The organism is Candidatus Epulonipiscium sp., from assembly GCA_012519205.1.
In the GTDB taxonomy this organism is placed as follows: domain Bacteria; phylum Bacillota; class Clostridia; order Lachnospirales; family Defluviitaleaceae; genus JAAYQR01.
On the sequence record JAAYQR010000025.1, the window covers coordinates 53519 to 72680 of the forward strand.

The 19162-nt window shown below is 34.1% G+C and carries 19 protein-coding genes, 8 tRNA genes and 1 pseudogene; 4 read left to right on the forward strand and 24 right to left on the reverse strand.

Annotated features, from left to right (window positions below):
- Positions 1-15 precede the first annotated feature (15 nt).
- Positions 16-957, forward strand: a complete 942-nt coding sequence (locus GX308_08205) for a CPBP family intramembrane metalloprotease (GenBank protein NLK22047.1) — start codon at positions 16-18, stop codon at positions 955-957.
- Positions 958-985: 28 nt separating this feature from the next.
- Here the strand turns inward: GX308_08205 and GX308_08210 are convergent, their stop codons facing one another.
- A complete protein-coding gene (locus tag GX308_08210) occupies positions 986-1150 on the reverse strand; it encodes a hypothetical protein (GenBank protein ID NLK22048.1) in 165 nt (54 codons plus the stop codon).
- 167 nt (positions 1151-1317) lie between these two features.
- Between GX308_08210 and GX308_08215 the strand changes: the two are divergent.
- Positions 1318-1548, forward strand: a pseudogene (locus GX308_08215) (peptidoglycan-binding protein).
- Positions 1549-2131: 583 nt separating this feature from the next.
- On the opposite strand, the gene GX308_08220 reads toward GX308_08215, so the two are convergent.
- The 5 genes from GX308_08220 to metG form a co-directional block, all read right to left on the reverse strand.
- Entirely contained in the window at positions 2132-3118 is a 987-nt protein-coding gene (locus tag GX308_08220) for a hypothetical protein (protein NLK22049.1), read from the reverse strand.
- Between the two features lie 60 nt (positions 3119-3178).
- Positions 3179-4045 carry a 16S rRNA (adenine(1518)-N(6)/adenine(1519)-N(6))-dimethyltransferase RsmA gene (gene rsmA / locus GX308_08225; protein ID NLK22050.1) on the reverse strand — a complete coding sequence of 289 codons (867 nt, stop codon included), beginning with the start codon at positions 4043-4045 and terminating at the stop codon, positions 3179-3181.
- A 64-nt stretch (positions 4046-4109) separates the two neighbouring features.
- On the reverse strand, positions 4110-5111 hold the full coding sequence (locus tag GX308_08230) for a DUF348 domain-containing protein (protein NLK22051.1): 1002 nt from the start codon (positions 5109-5111) through the stop codon (positions 4110-4112).
- 285 nt (positions 5112-5396) lie between these two features.
- On the reverse strand, positions 5397-6155 hold the full coding sequence (locus tag GX308_08235) for a TatD family hydrolase (protein ID NLK22052.1): 759 nt from the start codon (positions 6153-6155) through the stop codon (positions 5397-5399).
- Positions 6155-8104 (reverse strand): methionine--tRNA ligase, encoded by a 1950-nt coding sequence (gene metG / locus GX308_08240; GenBank protein ID NLK22053.1) that lies wholly within the window; start codon positions 8102-8104, stop codon positions 6155-6157. Before metG ends, GX308_08235 begins: the two co-directional genes overlap by 1 nt.
- Before the next feature lie 297 nt (positions 8105-8401).
- On the opposite strand from metG, the gene GX308_08245 reads away from it, so the two are divergent.
- Positions 8402-10057, forward strand: a complete 1656-nt coding sequence (locus GX308_08245; protein NLK22054.1) for a phosphoenolpyruvate carboxykinase (ATP) — start codon at positions 8402-8404, stop codon at positions 10055-10057.
- Between the two features lie 21 nt (positions 10058-10078).
- Here GX308_08245 and GX308_08250 read toward each other — a convergent pair whose 3' ends face one another.
- Positions 10079-10612 (reverse strand): spore maturation protein, encoded by a 534-nt coding sequence (locus GX308_08250; GenBank protein NLK22055.1) that lies wholly within the window; start codon positions 10610-10612, stop codon positions 10079-10081.
- Positions 10609-11190: a nucleoside recognition protein gene (locus GX308_08255; protein ID NLK22056.1), complete on the reverse strand. Its 582-nt coding sequence runs from the start codon at positions 11188-11190 to the stop codon at positions 10609-10611. Before GX308_08255 ends, GX308_08250 begins: the two co-directional genes overlap by 4 nt.
- A gap of 385 nt (positions 11191-11575) precedes the next feature.
- On the opposite strand from GX308_08255, the gene GX308_08260 reads away from it, so the two are divergent.
- Complete coding sequence (locus GX308_08260) at positions 11576-11836, forward strand: AbrB/MazE/SpoVT family DNA-binding domain-containing protein (GenBank protein ID NLK22057.1); 261 nt, start codon at positions 11576-11578, stop codon at positions 11834-11836.
- 25 nt (positions 11837-11861) lie between these two features.
- Here the strand turns inward: GX308_08260 and rsmI are convergent, their stop codons facing one another.
- The 16 genes from rsmI to GX308_08340 all read right to left on the reverse strand — a co-directional run bounded on the left by rsmI (position 11862) and on the right by GX308_08340 (position 19159).
- Entirely contained in the window at positions 11862-12707 is an 846-nt protein-coding gene (gene rsmI / locus GX308_08265; GenBank protein NLK22058.1) for a 16S rRNA (cytidine(1402)-2'-O)-methyltransferase, read from the reverse strand.
- Positions 12708-12710: 3 nt separating this feature from the next.
- Positions 12711-13460, reverse strand: coding sequence for a tRNA1(Val) (adenine(37)-N6)-methyltransferase (locus GX308_08270; protein NLK22059.1), 750 nt, complete (start codon positions 13458-13460; stop codon positions 12711-12713).
- Positions 13453-14319 carry a stage 0 sporulation family protein gene (locus GX308_08275; protein NLK22060.1) on the reverse strand — a complete coding sequence of 289 codons (867 nt, stop codon included), beginning with the start codon at positions 14317-14319 and terminating at the stop codon, positions 13453-13455. Before GX308_08275 ends, GX308_08270 begins: the two co-directional genes overlap by 8 nt.
- A complete protein-coding gene (holB, locus tag GX308_08280) occupies positions 14312-15307 on the reverse strand; it encodes a DNA polymerase III subunit delta' (GenBank protein NLK22061.1) in 996 nt (331 codons plus the stop codon). Before holB ends, GX308_08275 begins: the two co-directional genes overlap by 8 nt.
- A gap of 145 nt (positions 15308-15452) precedes the next feature.
- The gene (locus GX308_08285) at positions 15453-15896 is read right to left on the reverse strand and encodes a YaaR family protein (protein ID NLK22062.1); all 444 of its coding nucleotides are present in this window, start codon (positions 15894-15896) and stop codon (positions 15453-15455) included.
- A 21-nt stretch (positions 15897-15917) separates the two neighbouring features.
- The gene (locus tag GX308_08290) at positions 15918-16247 is read right to left on the reverse strand and encodes a hypothetical protein (GenBank protein ID NLK22063.1); all 330 of its coding nucleotides are present in this window, start codon (positions 16245-16247) and stop codon (positions 15918-15920) included.
- Position 16248: 1 nt separating this feature from the next.
- Entirely contained in the window at positions 16249-16875 is a 627-nt protein-coding gene (locus GX308_08295; protein NLK22064.1) for a dTMP kinase, read from the reverse strand.
- A gap of 4 nt (positions 16876-16879) precedes the next feature.
- Complete coding sequence (locus GX308_08300) at positions 16880-18268, reverse strand: aminotransferase class I/II-fold pyridoxal phosphate-dependent enzyme (protein NLK22065.1); 1389 nt, start codon at positions 18266-18268, stop codon at positions 16880-16882.
- A 102-nt stretch (positions 18269-18370) separates the two neighbouring features.
- Positions 18371-18443 (reverse strand) — tRNA-Lys (locus GX308_08305).
- Positions 18444-18461: 18 nt separating this feature from the next.
- A tRNA-Phe gene (locus tag GX308_08310) sits at positions 18462-18537 on the reverse strand.
- Between the two features lie 4 nt (positions 18538-18541).
- Positions 18542-18615 (reverse strand) — tRNA-Met (locus tag GX308_08315).
- A gap of 11 nt (positions 18616-18626) precedes the next feature.
- Positions 18627-18711 (reverse strand) — tRNA-Tyr (locus GX308_08320).
- A 6-nt stretch (positions 18712-18717) separates the two neighbouring features.
- Positions 18718-18790: transfer RNA gene (locus GX308_08325), tRNA-Thr, on the reverse strand.
- Between the two features lie 40 nt (positions 18791-18830).
- Positions 18831-18903: transfer RNA gene (locus GX308_08330), tRNA-Val, on the reverse strand.
- A gap of 105 nt (positions 18904-19008) precedes the next feature.
- Positions 19009-19080, reverse strand: a tRNA-Glu gene (locus GX308_08335).
- Between the two features lie 4 nt (positions 19081-19084).
- Positions 19085-19159: transfer RNA gene (locus GX308_08340), tRNA-Asn, on the reverse strand.
- Between the last annotated feature and the right edge of the window lie 3 nt (positions 19160-19162).

Consider the following 19162-nt stretch of genomic DNA (forward strand, 5'->3'; position numbering starts at 1 on the left):
TAAAGAGGTGTGCTTATGAACGCAATTTTAAAATCAAATTTATTTGCGGGAATCTTACTACTCCTTCAATTATTTGGAGCCTTCTTTTTAATACTTATTCCGGGTTTTATGGATCTTCCCCTTCCCATAATTCTTATCCTAACCCAAACATTATTTCTATTGGTACCAACGACTATATATTTTATAGTTACCAAGGCTCCTGTTAAAAAAACTCTTAGATTTAATTGGCCCGGATTTTTTACTATCCTACTTACACTCTTATTTGCAATATTTGTTCAGCCTGCCATGATGTTCTTATCTGCCCTTTCGGGACTATTTTTTAACAACAATATTTCTGAAATTGTAACGAAATTAAATTCCTATCCTTTGATATTGATGATCGGTGTTATTGCCCTTACACCTGCTATATGTGAGGAAGTAACCATGAGAGGAATTCTTCTTTCGGGATATGATAATGTAGATATCAAAAAAGCTATGTTATTAAATGGGTTGTTTTTCGGGATGCTCCATGCAGATTTACAGCAATTTTTATATGCTTTTGCCCTTGGAGCCATATTTTCCTATTTAGTTAGACTTACTGATTCTATTATTCCTTCTATGGTGGCCCATTTTACTATTAATGGTTCCCAGCTGCTTATGCAAAGATTTATATCCCATATGGCGACGTTCACGGGGCAGGATCTATCTACTTTGGCATCTATAGAACCAACTCTTTATGATAAGCTTATTGCTTTGGGATTTATAGCAATCTTGGCTGTAATAATAACCCCCATTGCCGGAATCTTACTATATGCCATTAGAGATATGAATATAAATAAAAAACGAAAGGACGATAAAAACCTTTCCAATCATAAGGTATTTAATTGGCCTGTATGGGTATCTATTGGAATCTTTATCCCTTATATGGTTATCACTTTATCTCTTCAATATATTTTGGATTTACTCGATAAATTCTAAAACTTAAAATCAACCATATGGTTGATTTTTATTTTTTCCTTTTTCTCCTCCCGCTCCCCCCATTTATTTCTTCATCTAGGTATTTATCTATTTCCCCTACTTTTTTAACAATACTTCTTGACATTGCCTTAATATTTTTGTATTCATAGCTGTGTTGACGTAACCTGTATTTTGCTTTTTGATAAAATTTCATAAAATCACCTCAATTCTATAAAAACACTCTCCCCTACTAGTCTATGCCGCCAATAATAGAAGAGTTATTACAAAGTTGTTAAATAGGGGTTTACAAATTAATAATTTTGTAATAAAATAAAGATGTAAAGAAGTTATGTAATCCAAGACATCTAAGGAGGACGTATTATGAATAAAAATGTAAAGAGATGGATGACAGGACTTTTGGTTACTACAATCTTTTTAGTACCTCAAAATGCCTCAGCTATTCTTCTTAAACAGGGTACAAGGAGTGCAGAGGTTACAAAGGTTCAAACAGAATTAAAAAATCGGGGATATTTTAAATATCACACGGCTACAGGCTATTATGGCCATATTACCGCCGATGCAGTTAGGGCATTCCAAAGAGAAAAAGGGCTCGCAATTGATGGAATTGTAGGTAACAATACGTACAATGCCCTTTTTGAAAATAATAGCACTAATAGTATTAATACCAATACTCTTCAAAAGGGTGCTGTTGATTGGTTTAGTAAGGTTCAATACATATTTCCAAGAGGAAAAAATGCCAAAATCACTGATATTAAAACTGGTAAATCCTTTATTATTAAAAGGACCTTTGGTACAAACCATGCCGATGTGGAAGCTCTAACAAAAGAAGATACGAAGATAATAAAGGATATATGGGGAGGATTTAGCTGGGAAAGAAGGGCTGTTGTAGTTGAAGTAGACGGTCATATACTTGCTGGTTCAATGACTGCCATGCCCCATGCAGGGGTTGATAATAAGCCCGCTGTGGTAGTGGTAAATAATAGAAGTGGTGGATATGGTAGAGGCCAAAACCTTGATGCTGTAAAAAATAATGGTATGGATGGTCATATTGACATTCATTTTTTAAATAGCAGGACTCATGGCACTAACGTTATGCAGAAAGTTCATCAGGATAAAGTCAAGGAAGCCGCAGAGCATATCTCAAAGAATTAAGAATAAGGCAACTTTCGTTGCCTTATTCTTGTCTAATGGGTAATTCAATAATCCAGTAACCATATTCTCCTGTGGTTGGTTTTACATCCCTACAACATAGAAAACTACTACAGCCAAAGACCTTGGCTCTTTCTACCATATTAGGATAGTAAATATCTGGAATACCTAAGCAGTAAGTATTTAATTCTTTGTTTTGGCCAAGTAAAAGATGGTTATATTTTTTAGCCCCTACAAGAAGATACGGATTACTGTACCATCGCCACGGATAATCTAAAATGAGGGGAAGTTCTTCATATGAAATCCTATACCATTCCATACCTTCACTGGGTTTTTCAAAGGGATTCATTCTAATATTCCCTTCTAGAATCTTCCTTAGGAAATCTTCTTTTTTAGGCTCATTCCTTGGAAATTGCCATTTGTTATCAGGTATAAAATAGGATGGTTCCTCTTCATCTAACTTAGAATCTTCTTCTTTATCTTCCTTATCTTCCTTATTTTCCTTAGGAATTTCTTCAGACATCCTCTTTATAGGCTCTTCATTTTCGACTTGCTCCTCTTTGGTAAAACTTTTTTCTGTCTTTTCATCTTCCTTTGGAAGTTCTTCATTATTATTTATCTTCCATGGAAATGGTTCTTTTTTAAAACCTACAAGTGGTATTGAGTTTTCATGGGTTAAAATAACTACTCCCTCGAATTTATCTATAGAGAGGCCACTCCCCCCTACATCTCCCCTATCTACTTCTATATTTATATCTCTTTTCCCTTTTTCATCCACATAAAAAGATTCTATGAGAATTTGTTTGGGGCCTTCCGGTAAATTAGCAAGCAAAAAAGCTCTATATCCTTTTTCCCTTGGAATAAGCTTTAAATCTTGCACATATATTTGTACTTTAGCTTTATTACCATAGGAGTTTATTTTGCAATATCCAGAGGGCTCTTTATTAGCAAAGGAATACCCTCTTGTGTCCTGTTTTAAGATAATAAAAGTTCGATAATTACGCTTTTCCAATTTAACTCCCCCATTTCATACCTTGTCTTTATAATATATTGGGGAAGTTCTAAAAATATGCTAATATTCTTTACTTAGTGCATCAGACAACTTAGCAAAATCATGAATGGATAGCATTTCTCCTCTAATCTTTTCATCAAACCCTAAACCTTTAAATATTCCACCCATTTCTTCTTTAGAAAGGGTCGTTATATTATTATTTATAAGACTATTTATAAGGGTTTTTCTTCTTTGGGAAAAAGAGGCCTTTATTATTCTGAAAAACAACCTTTCATCTATGGCCTCTACTGAAGGCTTCTCTAGAACTTCTAAATGTATCACGGCAGAATCTACATTAGGTCTTGGTATGAAAGAATTTCTCGGTACCTTTGCTATGATACTAGATTTTGCATAGTAAGCTGTGGTAAGGGTAATTGCCCCATAATCCTTATTATTAGGGGAAGCTATTAGCCTCTTTGCCACTTCCTTTTGGACCATTACAGTTATACTTGAAACTGGAAGGTTATTTTCTAAGAGTCCCATAATAATGGGAGTTGTTATATAATACGGGAGGTTAGCTACTACCTTAATCGGCTTATTTCCGTTTTTATCCTCTACTAATTTTTTAATATCTACTTTTAAGATATCATTATGGATTATTTCTATATTTTTGCACTCCCCAAGGGTTTCACCTAATATAGGTATTAACTGATTGTCTATTTCTATAGCAATAACCTTTTTTGCATACTGGGATAATACTTGGGTTAGGCTCCCTATTCCAGGTCCTATTTCTAATATGCAGTCTTCATCTGTAATTCGTGCACCATTTATTATTTTATTTAATACATGGGTATCAATTAAAAAGTTTTGACCATATTTTTTTCTAAAAATAAAAGGATATTTATTTAATATTTCTTTTGTCTTATTAGGAGTTGCGATTAATTCCATGGTTTCTCCTCCATTTTTCAATCCTTTTTATAACCTACAAAAAGCCGAATACCTTCGGCTTTGGCTATTGTACTAATATATATACTTTTCTTTGTTGTCTTCCAAATTGCAGGGCTTCCTTTTTTGTATCAAAGTATAAGTCAATCTTTTTTCCTTTGATAGCTCCCCCCGTATCTTCTGCTACTGCATATCCATACCCTTCAACATATAATTTAGTTCCAAGGGGGATTACCCTTGGGTCTACAGCAACTGTTCCTACCCTTGCTCTAGTTCCTGTAGCAGTAATGCCAAATCCCGGCTCCCCCGGATTTTTCCCTGTATCTGCATAACTTGCTGTATAGGCAGTAGTATTCATTATTATTTCTTTTGTGTACTTATATGACTTTCCGTCAATTCCCTCAATTACATTTTCAGCACCTATTTTTATAATTTCATCTTGAGGTTCTTCTAGGATTATTTCAGCAATTACTTCGCTCTTTTGTTCATCCTCCCCAATATACTCAACCTTTGTTGTAACCTCTTTTAAGCCATTGGCTCCTTGGTTGATTAATTCCTTCTCCCCTATGGGTAAGTTAGGTGTTTCTATAATTTGTGTCTTATAGGGTATCTCTTCTTCTATCGTAACAACTTCTTCTCTATGGGTCCTAACTTCTAGTTTCATATGGGGTAAAATTTTATCGTTAAGGGAGTTATTTATGCTTCCCCTCTCCCCTAACATAATTCCCTGCTCTTTTATGAAATCCTCTATAGTTTCTGTTTTAGTATATATTTCTTCTTCCTTTCCGTCTATAGTTAAATCAATGGGGATTGCTCTAATTATTTTGATGGTCATTCCTTCTACCAAATTCTCATGCATGGTCACATTAAGCTCATCATCTTTATCTAAAATGATGCTTTGTTCTTGTAAAAAGGTTTCTACTGTAGACTTTGGTGTCCTATATAGGGTAGATTTATTATTGTCAATTACAGTTACCTCTTTTAACATCAATTGATATGCTGTTGCACTACTTGAGCCTAGTAAAAACATGACCATAATGAGAAATAAGGTTCTTGTTTTTTGATTCATTTCTGTACCTCCTGCATCCAAATTGATACCTTGGTATTATAGATGGGAAACTATGGATTGTCAAATTTTTAAATGTATATTAATTCCAAATCCCTGTAATCCTTGATATCTCTATTATATACAGGTATTTTACAACTTATTCATAAATATTTTATTATTTTGTAAAACTTATTTTACATTTTCTTAATATATGAAAAAACCAGAATATATAAGGCTTTGAGCCCTTTTTTATATTCTGGTTCATCATTTTTTATATTTTCCTTTGTAATATAAACTTAATATTTCTCAAATTTTAAACAACTCTCTACCATTTTCCTTTGTTATCCTTGCTATCTCCTTAACATCTACATCCTTAATATTAGCTATTTTTTCGACAATATATCTTAAATTAGTTGAATCATTTCTCTTTCCCCTAAAGGGCACGGGGCTAAGATAAGGGGCATCTGTCTCGATGAGAATTGAAGATAGGGGTATTTCTTTGATTACCTCTATAACCTTCTTTGCATTCTTAAAAGTAGTTGTCCCTCCAATCCCTATATAAAACCCTTTTTTAACATATTCCTTAGCCATTTCTACACTACCAGAATAACAGTGTATAACCCCTTTTCGTGGTTTTACTTTACTAATAATATCAAAGGTCTCATAGCTTGCTTCCCTACTATGAATGATAACTGGCAATTCTATTTCCTTTGCCCAATTTAATTGCCTTTCAAACCAATGCCTTTGCAAATCCCTAGGGGAATTATCATAGTGATAATCAAGACCTATCTCCCCGATGGCTACTACCTTATATTCCTTAGAAAGGCCCTTTAACTGCTTAAAGTTATCTTCATTTAATTCCTTAACATCATGGGGATGAACCCCTATACTACAATAAATATATTCATATCTCTTAGCCAATTCTATTCCAGCTTTGGATGAAGAAACATTAGCAGCCACCTGTATAACATAGTCAATCCCCTCTATGGGAAGCTTTTCTAAAAGTTCTTCTCTGTCCTCATCAAAAGCCTTATCATCATAATGGGCATGGGATTCAAAATACATTATTTCACCTTCGCTCCGCTTTCAATATCTTTATCAGTCGATGCCAAAACTAAATTTCCATCTTCATCGGATGCTGCTAATATCATTCCTTCGGATAGTATTCCTCTTAATTTTACAGGTGGTAAATTGCATACTACTATGACCTTTTTACCTACCATTTCCTCGGGGGTATAGTGCTTTGCAATACCAGAAACTATTTGTCTTGTTTCTTTTCCTATTTTAATCTGAGATTTTAGAAGTTTATCAGCTTTTTCTACCTTTTCACAGCTAAGGACTTCTCCTATCCTAAGATCCATTTTGGCAAAATCATCAATCGAAATGTATTCAGCATTTTTCCCGTTACTTTTTGTTTTTGCAACAAATTCTTCCCTAGTTTTCCTTTGGGCTTCTTCTAATTTTTCCAATTCCAGTTTTATATCAATTCTTGGAAACAATATTTCACCTTTTCTTACAGTAAAGTTTTGAGGAAGCATACCCCAGGTTTTTGTACTATCCCAAGTTGTCATTTGTCCCTCTATTATTCCTAGCTGTTCCCATATCTTCTTGGGAGTTGCTGGCATAAAGGGGTGAACGAGTATAGATGCAATACGGATAACCTCACCTAGGTTGTATAAAACATTAGAAAGCTCGTCCCTTCTAGCTTCGTCCTTAGCTAAAATCCAGGGAGTCGTTTTATCTATATATTTATTGGCTCTTCTAACTAAACTCCAAATCTCTATTAAGGCATCACTAAATAGAAGTTTTTCCATATGTTCTTCTACTTTAGATACAGTTTCTAAGGCCATGGCTTTAATATCGGAATCAAAGGGTGAAGGCTTTTTATCTTCTATCAAAGTACCACTGAAATATTTATCAACCATGGCTATGGTTCTTGATATAAGGTTACCAAAATCATTGGCTAAATCTGCATTTATTCTTTGAATTAATGCTTCATTGCTAAAGTTTCCATCTTGTCCAAAGGCAACTTCCCTAAGTAAAAAATATCTAATGGCATCGGAACCATAATGATCCACTAACACCTTTGGATCGACTACATTTCCCTTTGACTTTGACATCTTTCCTCCGTCTATTACGAGCCATCCGTGACCAAATACCTGTTTTGGTAATGGCTCTCCTAATGCCATAAGAAGGGCTGGCCATATAATAGTATGAAAACGAACAATTTCTTTTCCTACTAAATGAACATCTGCAGGCCAATATCTTTTATATTCTTCATCTCTTTCAGATAAATACCCCAAGGCTGTTATATAGTTAGATAAGGCATCTACCCATACATACACCACATGCCCTGGATCAAATTCAATGGGTATTCCCCATTTAAATGAAGTCCTAGATACGCATAAATCCTCAAGCCCAGGCTTTAAAAAATTATTGATCATTTCATTTTGCCTTGTGTTTGGCTGAATAAATTCAGGATTTTTTTCTATATATTCAATTAATCGATCTTGATATTTTGATAGTTTAAAAAAATAACTTTCTTCCTTTACCTTCTCGACTTCCCTATCGCAATCTGGGCACTTACCTTCGTGTAGTTGCCTTTCTGTGTAAAAAGCTTCACAGGGGGTACAATACCAACCTTCATAGGAACTTTTATAAATATCTCCCTTTTCATAAAGCTTTTTAAATATTTTTTGAACTGTTTTTTTATGGTAATCATCAGTTGTTCTAATAAAATTATCATAACTTATATCCATTATCTTCCACAATTCTTTAATCCATGTTACAATTGAATCAACATACTTTTTTGGAGGCATGCCTTTTTGCTTGGCAATACGCTCAATTTTTTGACCATGTTCATCGGTCCCAGTTAAAAATTTTACATCAAAACCCCTAAGTCTCTTATATCTTGCCATGGTATCGGCGGCTACGGTAGTATAGGAATGACCTATATGTAGCTTATCACTAGGGTAATAAATAGGTGTTGTAATATAGTAGGTTTTTTTACTCATTGTACTCCTCCATCTCCTCTAACATATTAAAAAATATTATATATCCTTTAAATGAAAAATGCAAAACCTTATATTTTTAGTTTTTACCATTATATATAAAGTATGTTTATCTTTAATGTATATATACTAACTTATAGGTTTAGAATATAGATTAAAGTTTAGTTATTACTATTTTTTCTACTATTTACTTGACACCCTTAGGACAAATTATGTATTATTAAAATGGGGAAAATTTGAAAGTTTTATTTGTTTTTTCCCATATAAATACATAAATAAATTAACAAGGAGGATTAATTTATGGCGACTCAAGCAAGATTTCAAAGGGACCAAATTGGGGCGGACAACCCTATTTTCTCCCAGATTAGAGCAACTATCGAAACACCTTTTTATGGTAATAATGTAGTTAAGGTTACTTCGTTAAAAGAAGCTTACAAATTAGCTGCTGCTTCCCCTGGAACCATTGTAACAGATATGCCTGTTTATAATCCAGAAGCTATTGGCTTAGATGCAGATGCTAAGGTACTACTTTTTAACGATGGTGCTGTTAGCGGTCGTGCTGCAGCAGCTAGAAAAATCATTGGTGAACCAGGAGTTAATACTAACGAATACGCTCTTAAGATTAGCGAAGCTGTTTACAGATCTCGTAATAGCAAAATGTACCATGCTGAAGTTTATGTGGGACTTCATGAAGACTTTATGGTAAAAGCACATTTATTAATACCAGAAGGTCAAGAAAACATTATGTATTCTTGGATGCTTAACTTCCAATATATAACCGATGAATACTTCAATATGTACCAAAGATCTAATAAACTAAAATATGAAGGAGATATCTATGTATTCTCTGATCCTACCTGGTCTCATCCAGAACACCCAATGGGCCTTTCATGCTTTGATCCTGCCCATAACTGCGCTGCAATCCTTGGAATGAGATACTTCGGTGAGCACAAAAAAGGCACCTTAACCCTTGGATGGGCTATTGCAAACCGTAATGGATATGCATCTTGTCATGGTGGACAAAAACGTTACAATTTATCTAATGGAAATAAATTCGTTGCTGGTGTATTTGGCCTTTCAGGTTCAGGTAAATCTACTATTACCCATGCCCGCCATAATGATAAATATAATATCACAGTTCTTCATGATGATGCCTTTGTTATTTCCACTGAGGACAGCTCTTCTGTTGCTCTAGAACCTGCTTACTTTGACAAAACCCAAGACTACCCATTAGTTTCCGAAGATAACAAATACTTATTAACTGTACAAAATAATGCTGCAACTATAGATGAAGACGGTAAAGTGGTCATCGTTACAGAAGATATCAGAAATGGAAATGGCCGAGCAGTAAAATCTAAGTTATGGTCTCCTAACCGTGTTGATAAATTCGACGAACCAGTTAATGCTATCTTCTGGTTAATGAAGGATCCAACCCTTCCTCCTGTTGTAAAATTAAAAGGAGCAGAACTTGCTTCTGTTATGGGAGCTACCCTAGCAACAAAAAGAACTACTGCTGAAAGACTTGCACCAGGTGTAGATCCTAATGCATTAGTTGTAGAGCCCTATGCCAACCCATTTAGAACATATCCATTAGCAGATGATTACAACAAATTTAAGGCTTTATTCCATGACAGACATATTGATTGCTATATTTTAAACACAGGATTCTTTATGGATAAGAAAGTAACCCCTGCTGTTACTTTAGGAGCATTAGAGGCTATTATTGAAGGAGATGCTCAGTTTAAGCCTTGGGCAAACTTCTCTGATATAGAAATCCTCGAAATTGAAGGCTTTATTCCTGATTTAAATGACTCTGAATATACAGATCAATTAAAGAAAAGAATGGAAGATAGGATAAAATTCATCGAATCTAAAAAAACAGTAAGAGAAGGATTCGACAAACTTCCTGATGAAGCTTTACAGGCACTTAAAAAGGTTGTTAATGAACTAAAATAAGAAGAAGCCATGGGCTTCTTTTTATTTTCCAAAAATCCATAAGGTAATATAAAAAGAGGCAACTACCCCCGCTAGATTAGCAATTATTGCTCCTGAAAGTGTATACCTGGTCTTTTTAATCCCAATAGACATAAAGTAAACTGACATAGTATAAAAAATTGTTTCTGTACATCCCATCATAATAGAAACAAACCTTCCAATGAATGAATCTGGTCCGTACTGCTTAAATAAATCTAAAACCAATCCTAAACTAGCAGAAGAAGAGATACTTCTTAATATTGTAAGAGGAATTAATTCCGATGGAAAAGAAGTAAAAGCAAATAAAGGTTTAAGTATTCTTTCAATATAACCTAGGGTTCCTGATACCCTAATGATTCCCACAGCAATCATTAGGCCTATTAAAGTGGGCATAATAGTCAAAATGGTATTTACACTCTTCCTTGCTCCTTCTACGAACACATCAAATATATTAACCTTTTTCAATAACCCATAGGTAAGTACCCCCATTACTATTACTGGGACCATAAAATCTGATATATAAAAAATCCATTTCAAACTCTTTTCCTCCTTTCCATGATTTTCCCATACACAACTGCCGTCAGAGTCGATATAAGAGTAGCTAATATGGAAGGTCCGATTATCTCTGATGGATTAATTGAACCGTATTGAGATCTATAGGCTATAATATTTATAGAAATAAGTTGTACAGAGGAAATATTAACAATTAAAAACATACACATAGCATTACTGGCCTCATCCTTCTTAAGGTTTAATTTTTGTAATTCTTTCATTGCCAATAAACCCGGTGGAGTAGCCCCCCAGCCAAGGCCCAATATATTTGCAATTAAATTTGTAGCTATGTATTTTTGTGCTTTATGGCCATCGGGGATATCTGGAAACAAGAACCTTAAAACAGGCCTTATTTTTTCTGTTAGAACATTAATGAGCCCAGATTTTTCGGCTATCCCCATAATGCCCATCCAAAAAGCCAAAGCCCCTAAAAGCTTAATGCACACCTCTACCCCTTCCCTCGAAGAGTTTATTGCTGTATTGGTTACCTCCCCCATTGTTCCTGTAAAAGCAGCCACTACAATTCCTATTAAAATCATAAACCCCCATAAATAATTTAACATATATTCCCCACCCTATATAAACTTTAAAAATCCTCTCTTTATATATATGACTTTATTATTAAAATATGAACAAGCCCTATCTTTAGTTTTCTTATATGTTTAATCTGATTTTTGTCGAATTGTCGAAAATTACTTAAAGTTATTTTTCCAGTTAATTTATCACTTTATTTACTAAAAAGTGTATATTAGATTATTTTTCCAAATGCATTTTCTTATTAAAAATATCTTTCTACAAAAAACACCCTTTTTAAAGTGATTTATATAACTAATATTGTATTTTGTTCTTTAAATTTCATTTTTATTGTTGACTTTTATTGTTAATTATGGTATTCTGATATTGTATTAATATGTCGAAAAAAGAAATATAAAGAGGAGAGGATATAGTATGAAATCAACAGGTGTTGTAAGAAAAGTAGACGAATTAGGAAGAGTTGTTCTTCCAATTGAATTAAGAAGAAATCTAGATATTCACGAAAAAGATGCATTAGAAATTTTTGTAGATAATGATAAAATTATCTTAAAAAAATATGAACCAGCGGATATCTTTACTGGTAGTATGGATGATTTAATTTATTATAAAGGAAAGAAAATTTCTAGAGATACAATCCTTGAACTTGTAAGACTTGCAGGAATGGAATTAAAATAAAAAAAGCCAATATAATTGGCTTTTTTTATTTTATCTTATGAATTATCTGGTACACTTCTCTTTTACTTATTCCTCTATCTTTTGCCACTTGTTTCATCGCATCTTTTTGGTTCTTGCCCGTCTCTAAGTATTGTTTAAAATGCTTTTCAATAGTTATAGCTTCCCATTTTCTTACTTCTATTTCATTAATTTCTTCCCTCGTTATTCCTTCAATGACTAAAACAAATTCTCCTTTTGCCTCATTTTCTTTGTAAAAAGGTATAGCCTCTTCAAATGTGGTTTTTTTAACCTCTTCATACTGTTTTGTAAGTTCCCTTATTATTGATATATTTCTATTACCTAAGGTCTTATACAGGGCTTCTAGAGTCTTGCAAAGCCTATGGGGAGCTTCATATAATACAATGGTCCTATCCTCCTGTGATATGATACTCAACCGCTCCCTCTTTTTTTTATTTTCTATTGGCAAAAAGCCTTCAAAAACAAATTTTTCAGTGGATAATCCCGAAATAATAAGTCCCGAGATAACTGCTGATGCCCCTGGTATAGGGACAACTTTTATATTATTTTCATATGCGAGTTTAACCAAGTCCTCCCCAGGATCTGATATTCCCGGAGTCCCTGCATCAGTTACAAGAGCAATGTTTAATCCTTTTTTTAGCTTTTCAATAAGAATAGGTCCCTTATTTATCTTATTGTGTTCGTGGTAACTAGTTAGGGGTGTGTTAATATTCAAGTGGTTTAAAAGCTTTTTGGTACGTCTTGTATCTTCTGCCCCTATTAAGTCCACTTCCTTTAATATTCTTACGGCCCTATAGGTTATATCTTCTAAATTCCCTATGGGTGTCGCACATAAGTACAATATTCCTAACATTTATTAACCCCTTTTTTCTTTATATAATTCCTTTATCTTTTCTGTATACTGCCTCTTTTCATTGTAAATAATAAGGGGCTCTAAAACCTTAAGTAAAGGTCCTGCATTTTTAATTGCCTCTATAAGAAGCATATTAGGTGCCTTACCGATATAAGGATGAACTAATTGCATCTTCTTTGGTTCAAGGCGATATTTTCTTAAAATCTCTATTATATCTACCAGTCTTTGGGGCCTGTGAACCATGTAAAAACGCCCCTTATTTTTTAGCAAATAGGCAGCAGCCCCTATCACATCCTCTAGGGAACAAAATACTTCATGCCTTGCTATAGTTCTTGCTTCATTTATACTAAGGAGGCCTCCCCCCTCATTCATATAAGGAGGATTGGATGTAATAACATCGAAAGAATCATTATTATAACAATCTTTAACATTCCTTATATCTTGATTGTGTATTTCTACTTTATCCTCTAATCCATTAAATAATACACTTCTTCTTGCCATGTCTACATTTTGAGGTTGGATCTCAATACCAATAAACTTATGACCTTTGGTTTTTGCCTCTAGTAAAATGGGTATAACCCCATTACCCGTTCCCAGATCAAGAACTATTTCCCCTTCTTTTACTTCTGTAAAAGAAGAAAGCAATACTGCATCCATTCCAAAGCAAAAATAATTGGGATTTTGTATGATATGGTATCCATTTAAGTTAAGATCATCTACCCGCTCTCCCTCTTTTAATGTTATATTATTCATTAAGTTCTTCCTCTATTATTATATCATTATCTTCCTTCTTCTTTAGAGAAGGATTAAATTTGATATCTTCTACAGGATATATAGCCACTTCCGTATCTCCTTCTTTTTTAATAACAGCAACCCTTATTAGTTGACGAAGTACATTAACTGATAGTACCGTCCCTTGTCCATCCGGTGTCATTACTTCTTGTCCTATATCGGGAAGTTTTTCATTAATTTCTTTATAGGTTTCCTCTTCATATTTTAAGCAGCACATTAGCCTTCCACATACCCCTGATATCTTAGTAGGGTTTAGGGATAAATTTTGTTCTTTTGCCATCTTTATAGACACCGGCTGGAACTCCGATAAAAAACTGGAACAACATAAGGGCCTTCCACATATCCCTATACTGTTCATCATTTTCGTTTCGTCCCTCACCCCAATTTGCCTAAGCTCAATCCTTGTCCTAAAAATAGATGCTAAATCTTTTACGAGTTCTCTAAAGTCAATTCTACCCTCTGCGGTAAAATAAAACATTATTTTATTATTATCAAAAGTAAATTCTACATCAATCAACTTCATATCTAGATTATGACTTTTTATTTTTTCTTTACATATATCAAAGGCTTCTTTTTCTTTTTTCTTATTTTCTTCTTCTATTTTATCATCTTCTTCAGATGCAATTCTGATAACCTTTTTTAAAGGGTGCAATAATTGTTCCTCGGGGACAGCCTTGTTTGATATGATTACAGTACCATACTCTACTCCCCTTGCTGTTTCCACTATAACATGGCTCCCTTTTTCTATTTCCAGACCTTCCGGATCAAAGTAGTATACTTTACCGGCTCGTTTAAAACGAACTCCAATTATATCAATCATTATCATTCTCCTTTATGCTTAGTAACATTACTTCTAAAGTCAGCTGAAAATTAGCATTTTGACTAAGCTGTCTTTTTGCCTTCTCGATAGCCCTTAGGGATTTATCTATTCTATTATAAGATAAATCTGTACTCATATTCAATAACTCATTCATTTTATCTTTATTTATTATATATGGATTATTTCCCGTTTGTTTAATAAATAAGATATCCCTATACCAAATGTACATTAGGTCTAATAAAAAATTTATTTCTTCTTTATAACTTTCCATTTCTTTTTGTATTTCAAATAAATCTATTAGGTTTTCATTTCGAATTTCCTCTGACCACCTAATTATATTATCCCTAGCATTAGTAAAATAATCCGATTTCATTATTTCTTTTACTTTACCAATGCTCCCGTCAGAAAATGGTATATATAAATCAATTTTCCCATCTTGGACTTGATTATTCGAAATAAAATATTCCTTAATTTCATCAAACCTTAAAGGCTTTAATTTTATAAGGAAACATCTTGATATAATTGTAGGAAGAAATTGTTTAATATTAGTAGAAATAAGAATTATAATTCCATATGGTGGTGGTTCTTCTATGGTCTTTAAAAGGGCATTTTGAGCCTGTATGGTCATCTTATCAGCATTTTCTACAATATATATCTTGTATTTATACTTATATGGTTTTGTTTCTACATCCTTTTGAATATTATCCCTAACTTGGTCTACTCCCAAACTTCTTTTACTTGGGGTTATAAAAAAAACATCGGGATGGTTTAATGAATCAAAAGCCCTACAGGAAGTACATTCATTACAAGGGGTAATCCCCCCCTTAAGACACTGAAGGGTTTTTGCATAGGTAAAAGCAATGGTTTTTTTACCGATACCATCTAGTCCATCAATTATATAGCTATGGGATATTTTCTTGTTTTTAATCCCCTGTTGAAGGCTTTTAATTACTTCTTTATGCCCTACTATTTCTTCAAAGGTATTCATTTAAAAACTCCCGTCTATAGATTATTATAAAATCATCTAAGAAGAACCAACCTTAAATATAACAGTAGTTAATCTTTAAAGTTGGTTCTTTTAAATAATGAATATTATTTATAATAAACTTTTAATATTCTTTGAAAAGTTTGCTTTACGTCATTATATCTAGGAGCAATCCCCTGATTTCATCTACTTTCGATAATATTCTTAAATGATCCTTTTCTTTTGTTATTAACTCTTGAGCCAATTCATCTAAATTTTCATTAACCTTTTTAACTATGCCATAAACCCTATGCCTTCCCCTTTTATCTAGAAAATTTTCCCTTGAAAACTGATGGGATCTAGATACCACTTCATTCATAAACTCGGAAACCATAATTTTATATTTCTTTAGATCCTTAACATCCATATGGTCCGCTAATTTTTTACCTTGGATAGTTATATCATCTATCATTTTTCCTAATTTATGCTGAAGTTCCGATTCATCAATTTTACTTAGAAGAGTAAAGGCAAAATCTTTTTCTCCTACCTTTTCTTTTACTTCTTTTGTGCCTTGTATATTAGGTGTTTGAATTGGCCCTACTTTCATATCCATTGAACTTTCCCCTTTTTAAAACTAGATTTTTTTGAACTTTTCTACATCCAATACGAAAATCGTAGCTCCACCTACGGTTACTTCAATAGGATAAGGAATATAACCTTCCGTAATATTGGTTGGAGGTAAATTGGCGGTAGTTACTTGTCTTCTGCTCTTACATTTTTCTTCTATTATATTCATGACTTCTTGAACTTTTTCATCTTCTATTCCAATAAAAAGAGTGGTATTCCCCGATTTTAAAAACCCTCCCGTACTAGCTAACTTTGTAGCCCCAAATCCTTTTTTACTAAGTTCATCCATCACTCCATGGGCATCATCATCATGAATTATAGCAGTTACTAATTTCATATTACCCCTCCTCTAAAAATTTATTGATTTCTTTTATAATTTGGTTTTTAACTTCCTCTGCCGGTTTTCGTGCATCAATGATCTTTATTCTATCGGGATGGCATTTCAATAGCATCTTGTAACCTTCATATACAAGATTGTGAAAGGATAAATGCTCCCCTTCCAACCTATCTGGAGATTTCTGATTTAATTTTCTATCCATAGCCTTCTTAGGTTCTATATCGAAAAAGAAAGTTATATCTGGTATTATTCCCTGTAAGGCAAATTTATTAATTGATTCTATTAATTCTACCCCTAGCCCTCTAGCATAACCTTGGTAAGCAACACTAGAATCTACAAATCGGTCACTAATTACAACTTTTCCATCTTCTAAAGCTGGTTTTATCTTTTCTTCCACATGCTGTGCCCTTGATGCTGCATAAAGAAGAGCCTCGGTCATATTGGATAGTTTTTTATTATTTGTATCTAAAATAATATTTCTGATTTGTTCACTAATATCTGTTCCTCCAGGCTCTCTTGTAATGATAACTTCATAACCCCTACTTAAGAAATACTTTTTTATTTCCCCTATCTGAGTTGATTTTCCCGAACCGTCAGGTCCTTCCATAGTAATAAATAAACCTTTCATTAATTCACCCCGTAATAATATCTATGGTCTTTTTATTTGTTCTCTTCTTAATTTGTTCTATATGTGTCTTTGTAATTTCTTCCCCTGGAGACAATAAAGGAATGCCTGGAGGATAAAAAACCACAAATTCTCCTGATACTTCTCCAATAGATTCTACTAATTTTATGGACTTTTTAGGTGCATAGAAAGCTTTCCTTGGAGAAATTATAATATTGGAATTAGGATATGTTGTATTAATTATATCGGATTTTTCCTTCCCTAACATTAATTTCTCATCAATATTCATCATTGCATTTATAAGTAAGTTAAACCCCTCTAAGGTATCTGATATGGTAGAAATACCAACAAGGTGGATTTCACTAGATAATTCTACTTGAATTTTATATTGGTCCCTTAGAATGCCGTCAACTTCTATACCTGATTTATTACTTCTTCCAGTATAAAAAACTAATCTTGAAATGTCAATTTTATGGATATCATACTGATTATTTAACTCTTCCCCCAAAAGACCTATGTTATTTAGGCTCATTAAATTCTCTCTTAATGTAAGTATATTATCTATATATCTTTTAAAAAAGCTTTCAGCTTTATCTTCTAGATTTTTTCTAAGCAAATCCATTGTACCCATAAAAATATAAGAAGGGCTACTAGTTTGAATCATTCTTATTATTTGTCTTATTCTCTCTCCCTTAGCTCTATTTCCTTTAAAATGGATAAGAGCACTTTGGGTAAGAGCAGGTAAAGTCTTATGAAGACTTTGAATTACAATATCGGCCTCACTATTTAGGGCGGTATCGGGAAAACTTGAGTGAAATTTAAAATGAGCGCCATGGGCCTCATCCACAATCAGTATCTTTCCATACTTATGGGATATATCAGCAATTTTTTTAATATCAGAAGTAAATCCCTCATATGTAGGACTAGTAATAAAAATGGCTTTAATCCTGGGATAGAGCTTTATGGTTTTTTCTACTTCCTCAGGTGATATTCCTCCCAATAATCCATAGGGCTTTATAATCCTAGGATTAATATATCTAGGGATAACATCCCCTAAAATCATCCCATGATAAGTAGAATGATGACTATTTCGTGCTATAATCATTTCATCCCCTGGATTACACACTCCTAATATTGAGGCTATAACCCCTGTTGTAGAACCATTGACTAAAAATAAGGTTTCATCTGCTCCAAAGGTTTTAGCCATTAGGTTTTGAGCTTCCTTTATTATTCCTTGGGCTTCATATAGATTATCCATGCCCTTAACTTCTGTGACATCTAATAAAGTTAAAAAAGGATTATCTAGGCCTCTTCCTAATTTATGGCCAGGCATATGAAAAGGATAAACCTCTTTATTATATTCTATTAACTTTTGGTACAAAGGTGCTTTATTCATAAAATCAATCCTATAAGTTATTTCTAGTTTTATATTTACAGTATACCAAATTTCCCGTTATTTTAAAACAAAAAAGGTCATAGAATATTCTATGACCTTTGATGAGCTACCCGGGACTCGAACCCGGGACACCTGGATTAAAAGTCCAGTGCTCTACCGACTGAGCTAGTAGCCCCCGTAAATTATGTAAAAATGGTGCCCAGAGCCGGAATCGAACCAGCGACACGAGGATTTTCAGTCCTCTGCTCTACCGACTGAGCTATCTGGGCTTAATTGCGGAGGCCGGATTTGAACCAACGACCTTCGGGTTATGAGCCCGACGAGCTACCAGACTGCTCCACTCCGCGATATTATAAAATGGTGGAGGGAGAAGGATTCGAACCTTCGAAGTCGCTGACAACAGATTTACAGTCTGCCCCCTTTGGCCACTCGGGAACCCCTCCACATAAAGCCGACGATCGGACTCGAACCGATAACCTGCTGATTACAAGTCAGCTGCTCTGCCAATTGAGCCACGTCGGCATATACTTATTATATACAATTAATATTTTTTCATTCATGATGGGCGCAATAGGGCTCGAACCTATGACCCCCTGCTTGTAAGGCAGGTGCTCTCCCAGCTGAGCTATGCGCCCATGATAGTATAGTAATAATGGCGACCCAGAAGGGACTCGAACCGATAACCTGCTGATTACAAGTCAGCTGCTCTGCCAATTGAGCCACGTCGGCAAGTTTAAGGATGACCCATAGGAGACTCGAACTCCTGTTACCGCCGTGAAAGGGCGGTGTCTTAACCGCTTGACCAATGGGCCATGTTGGCTCCCCGAGTAGGATTCGAACCTACGACCCTCCGGTTAACAGCCGGATGCTCTACCGCTGAGCTATCGAGGATTA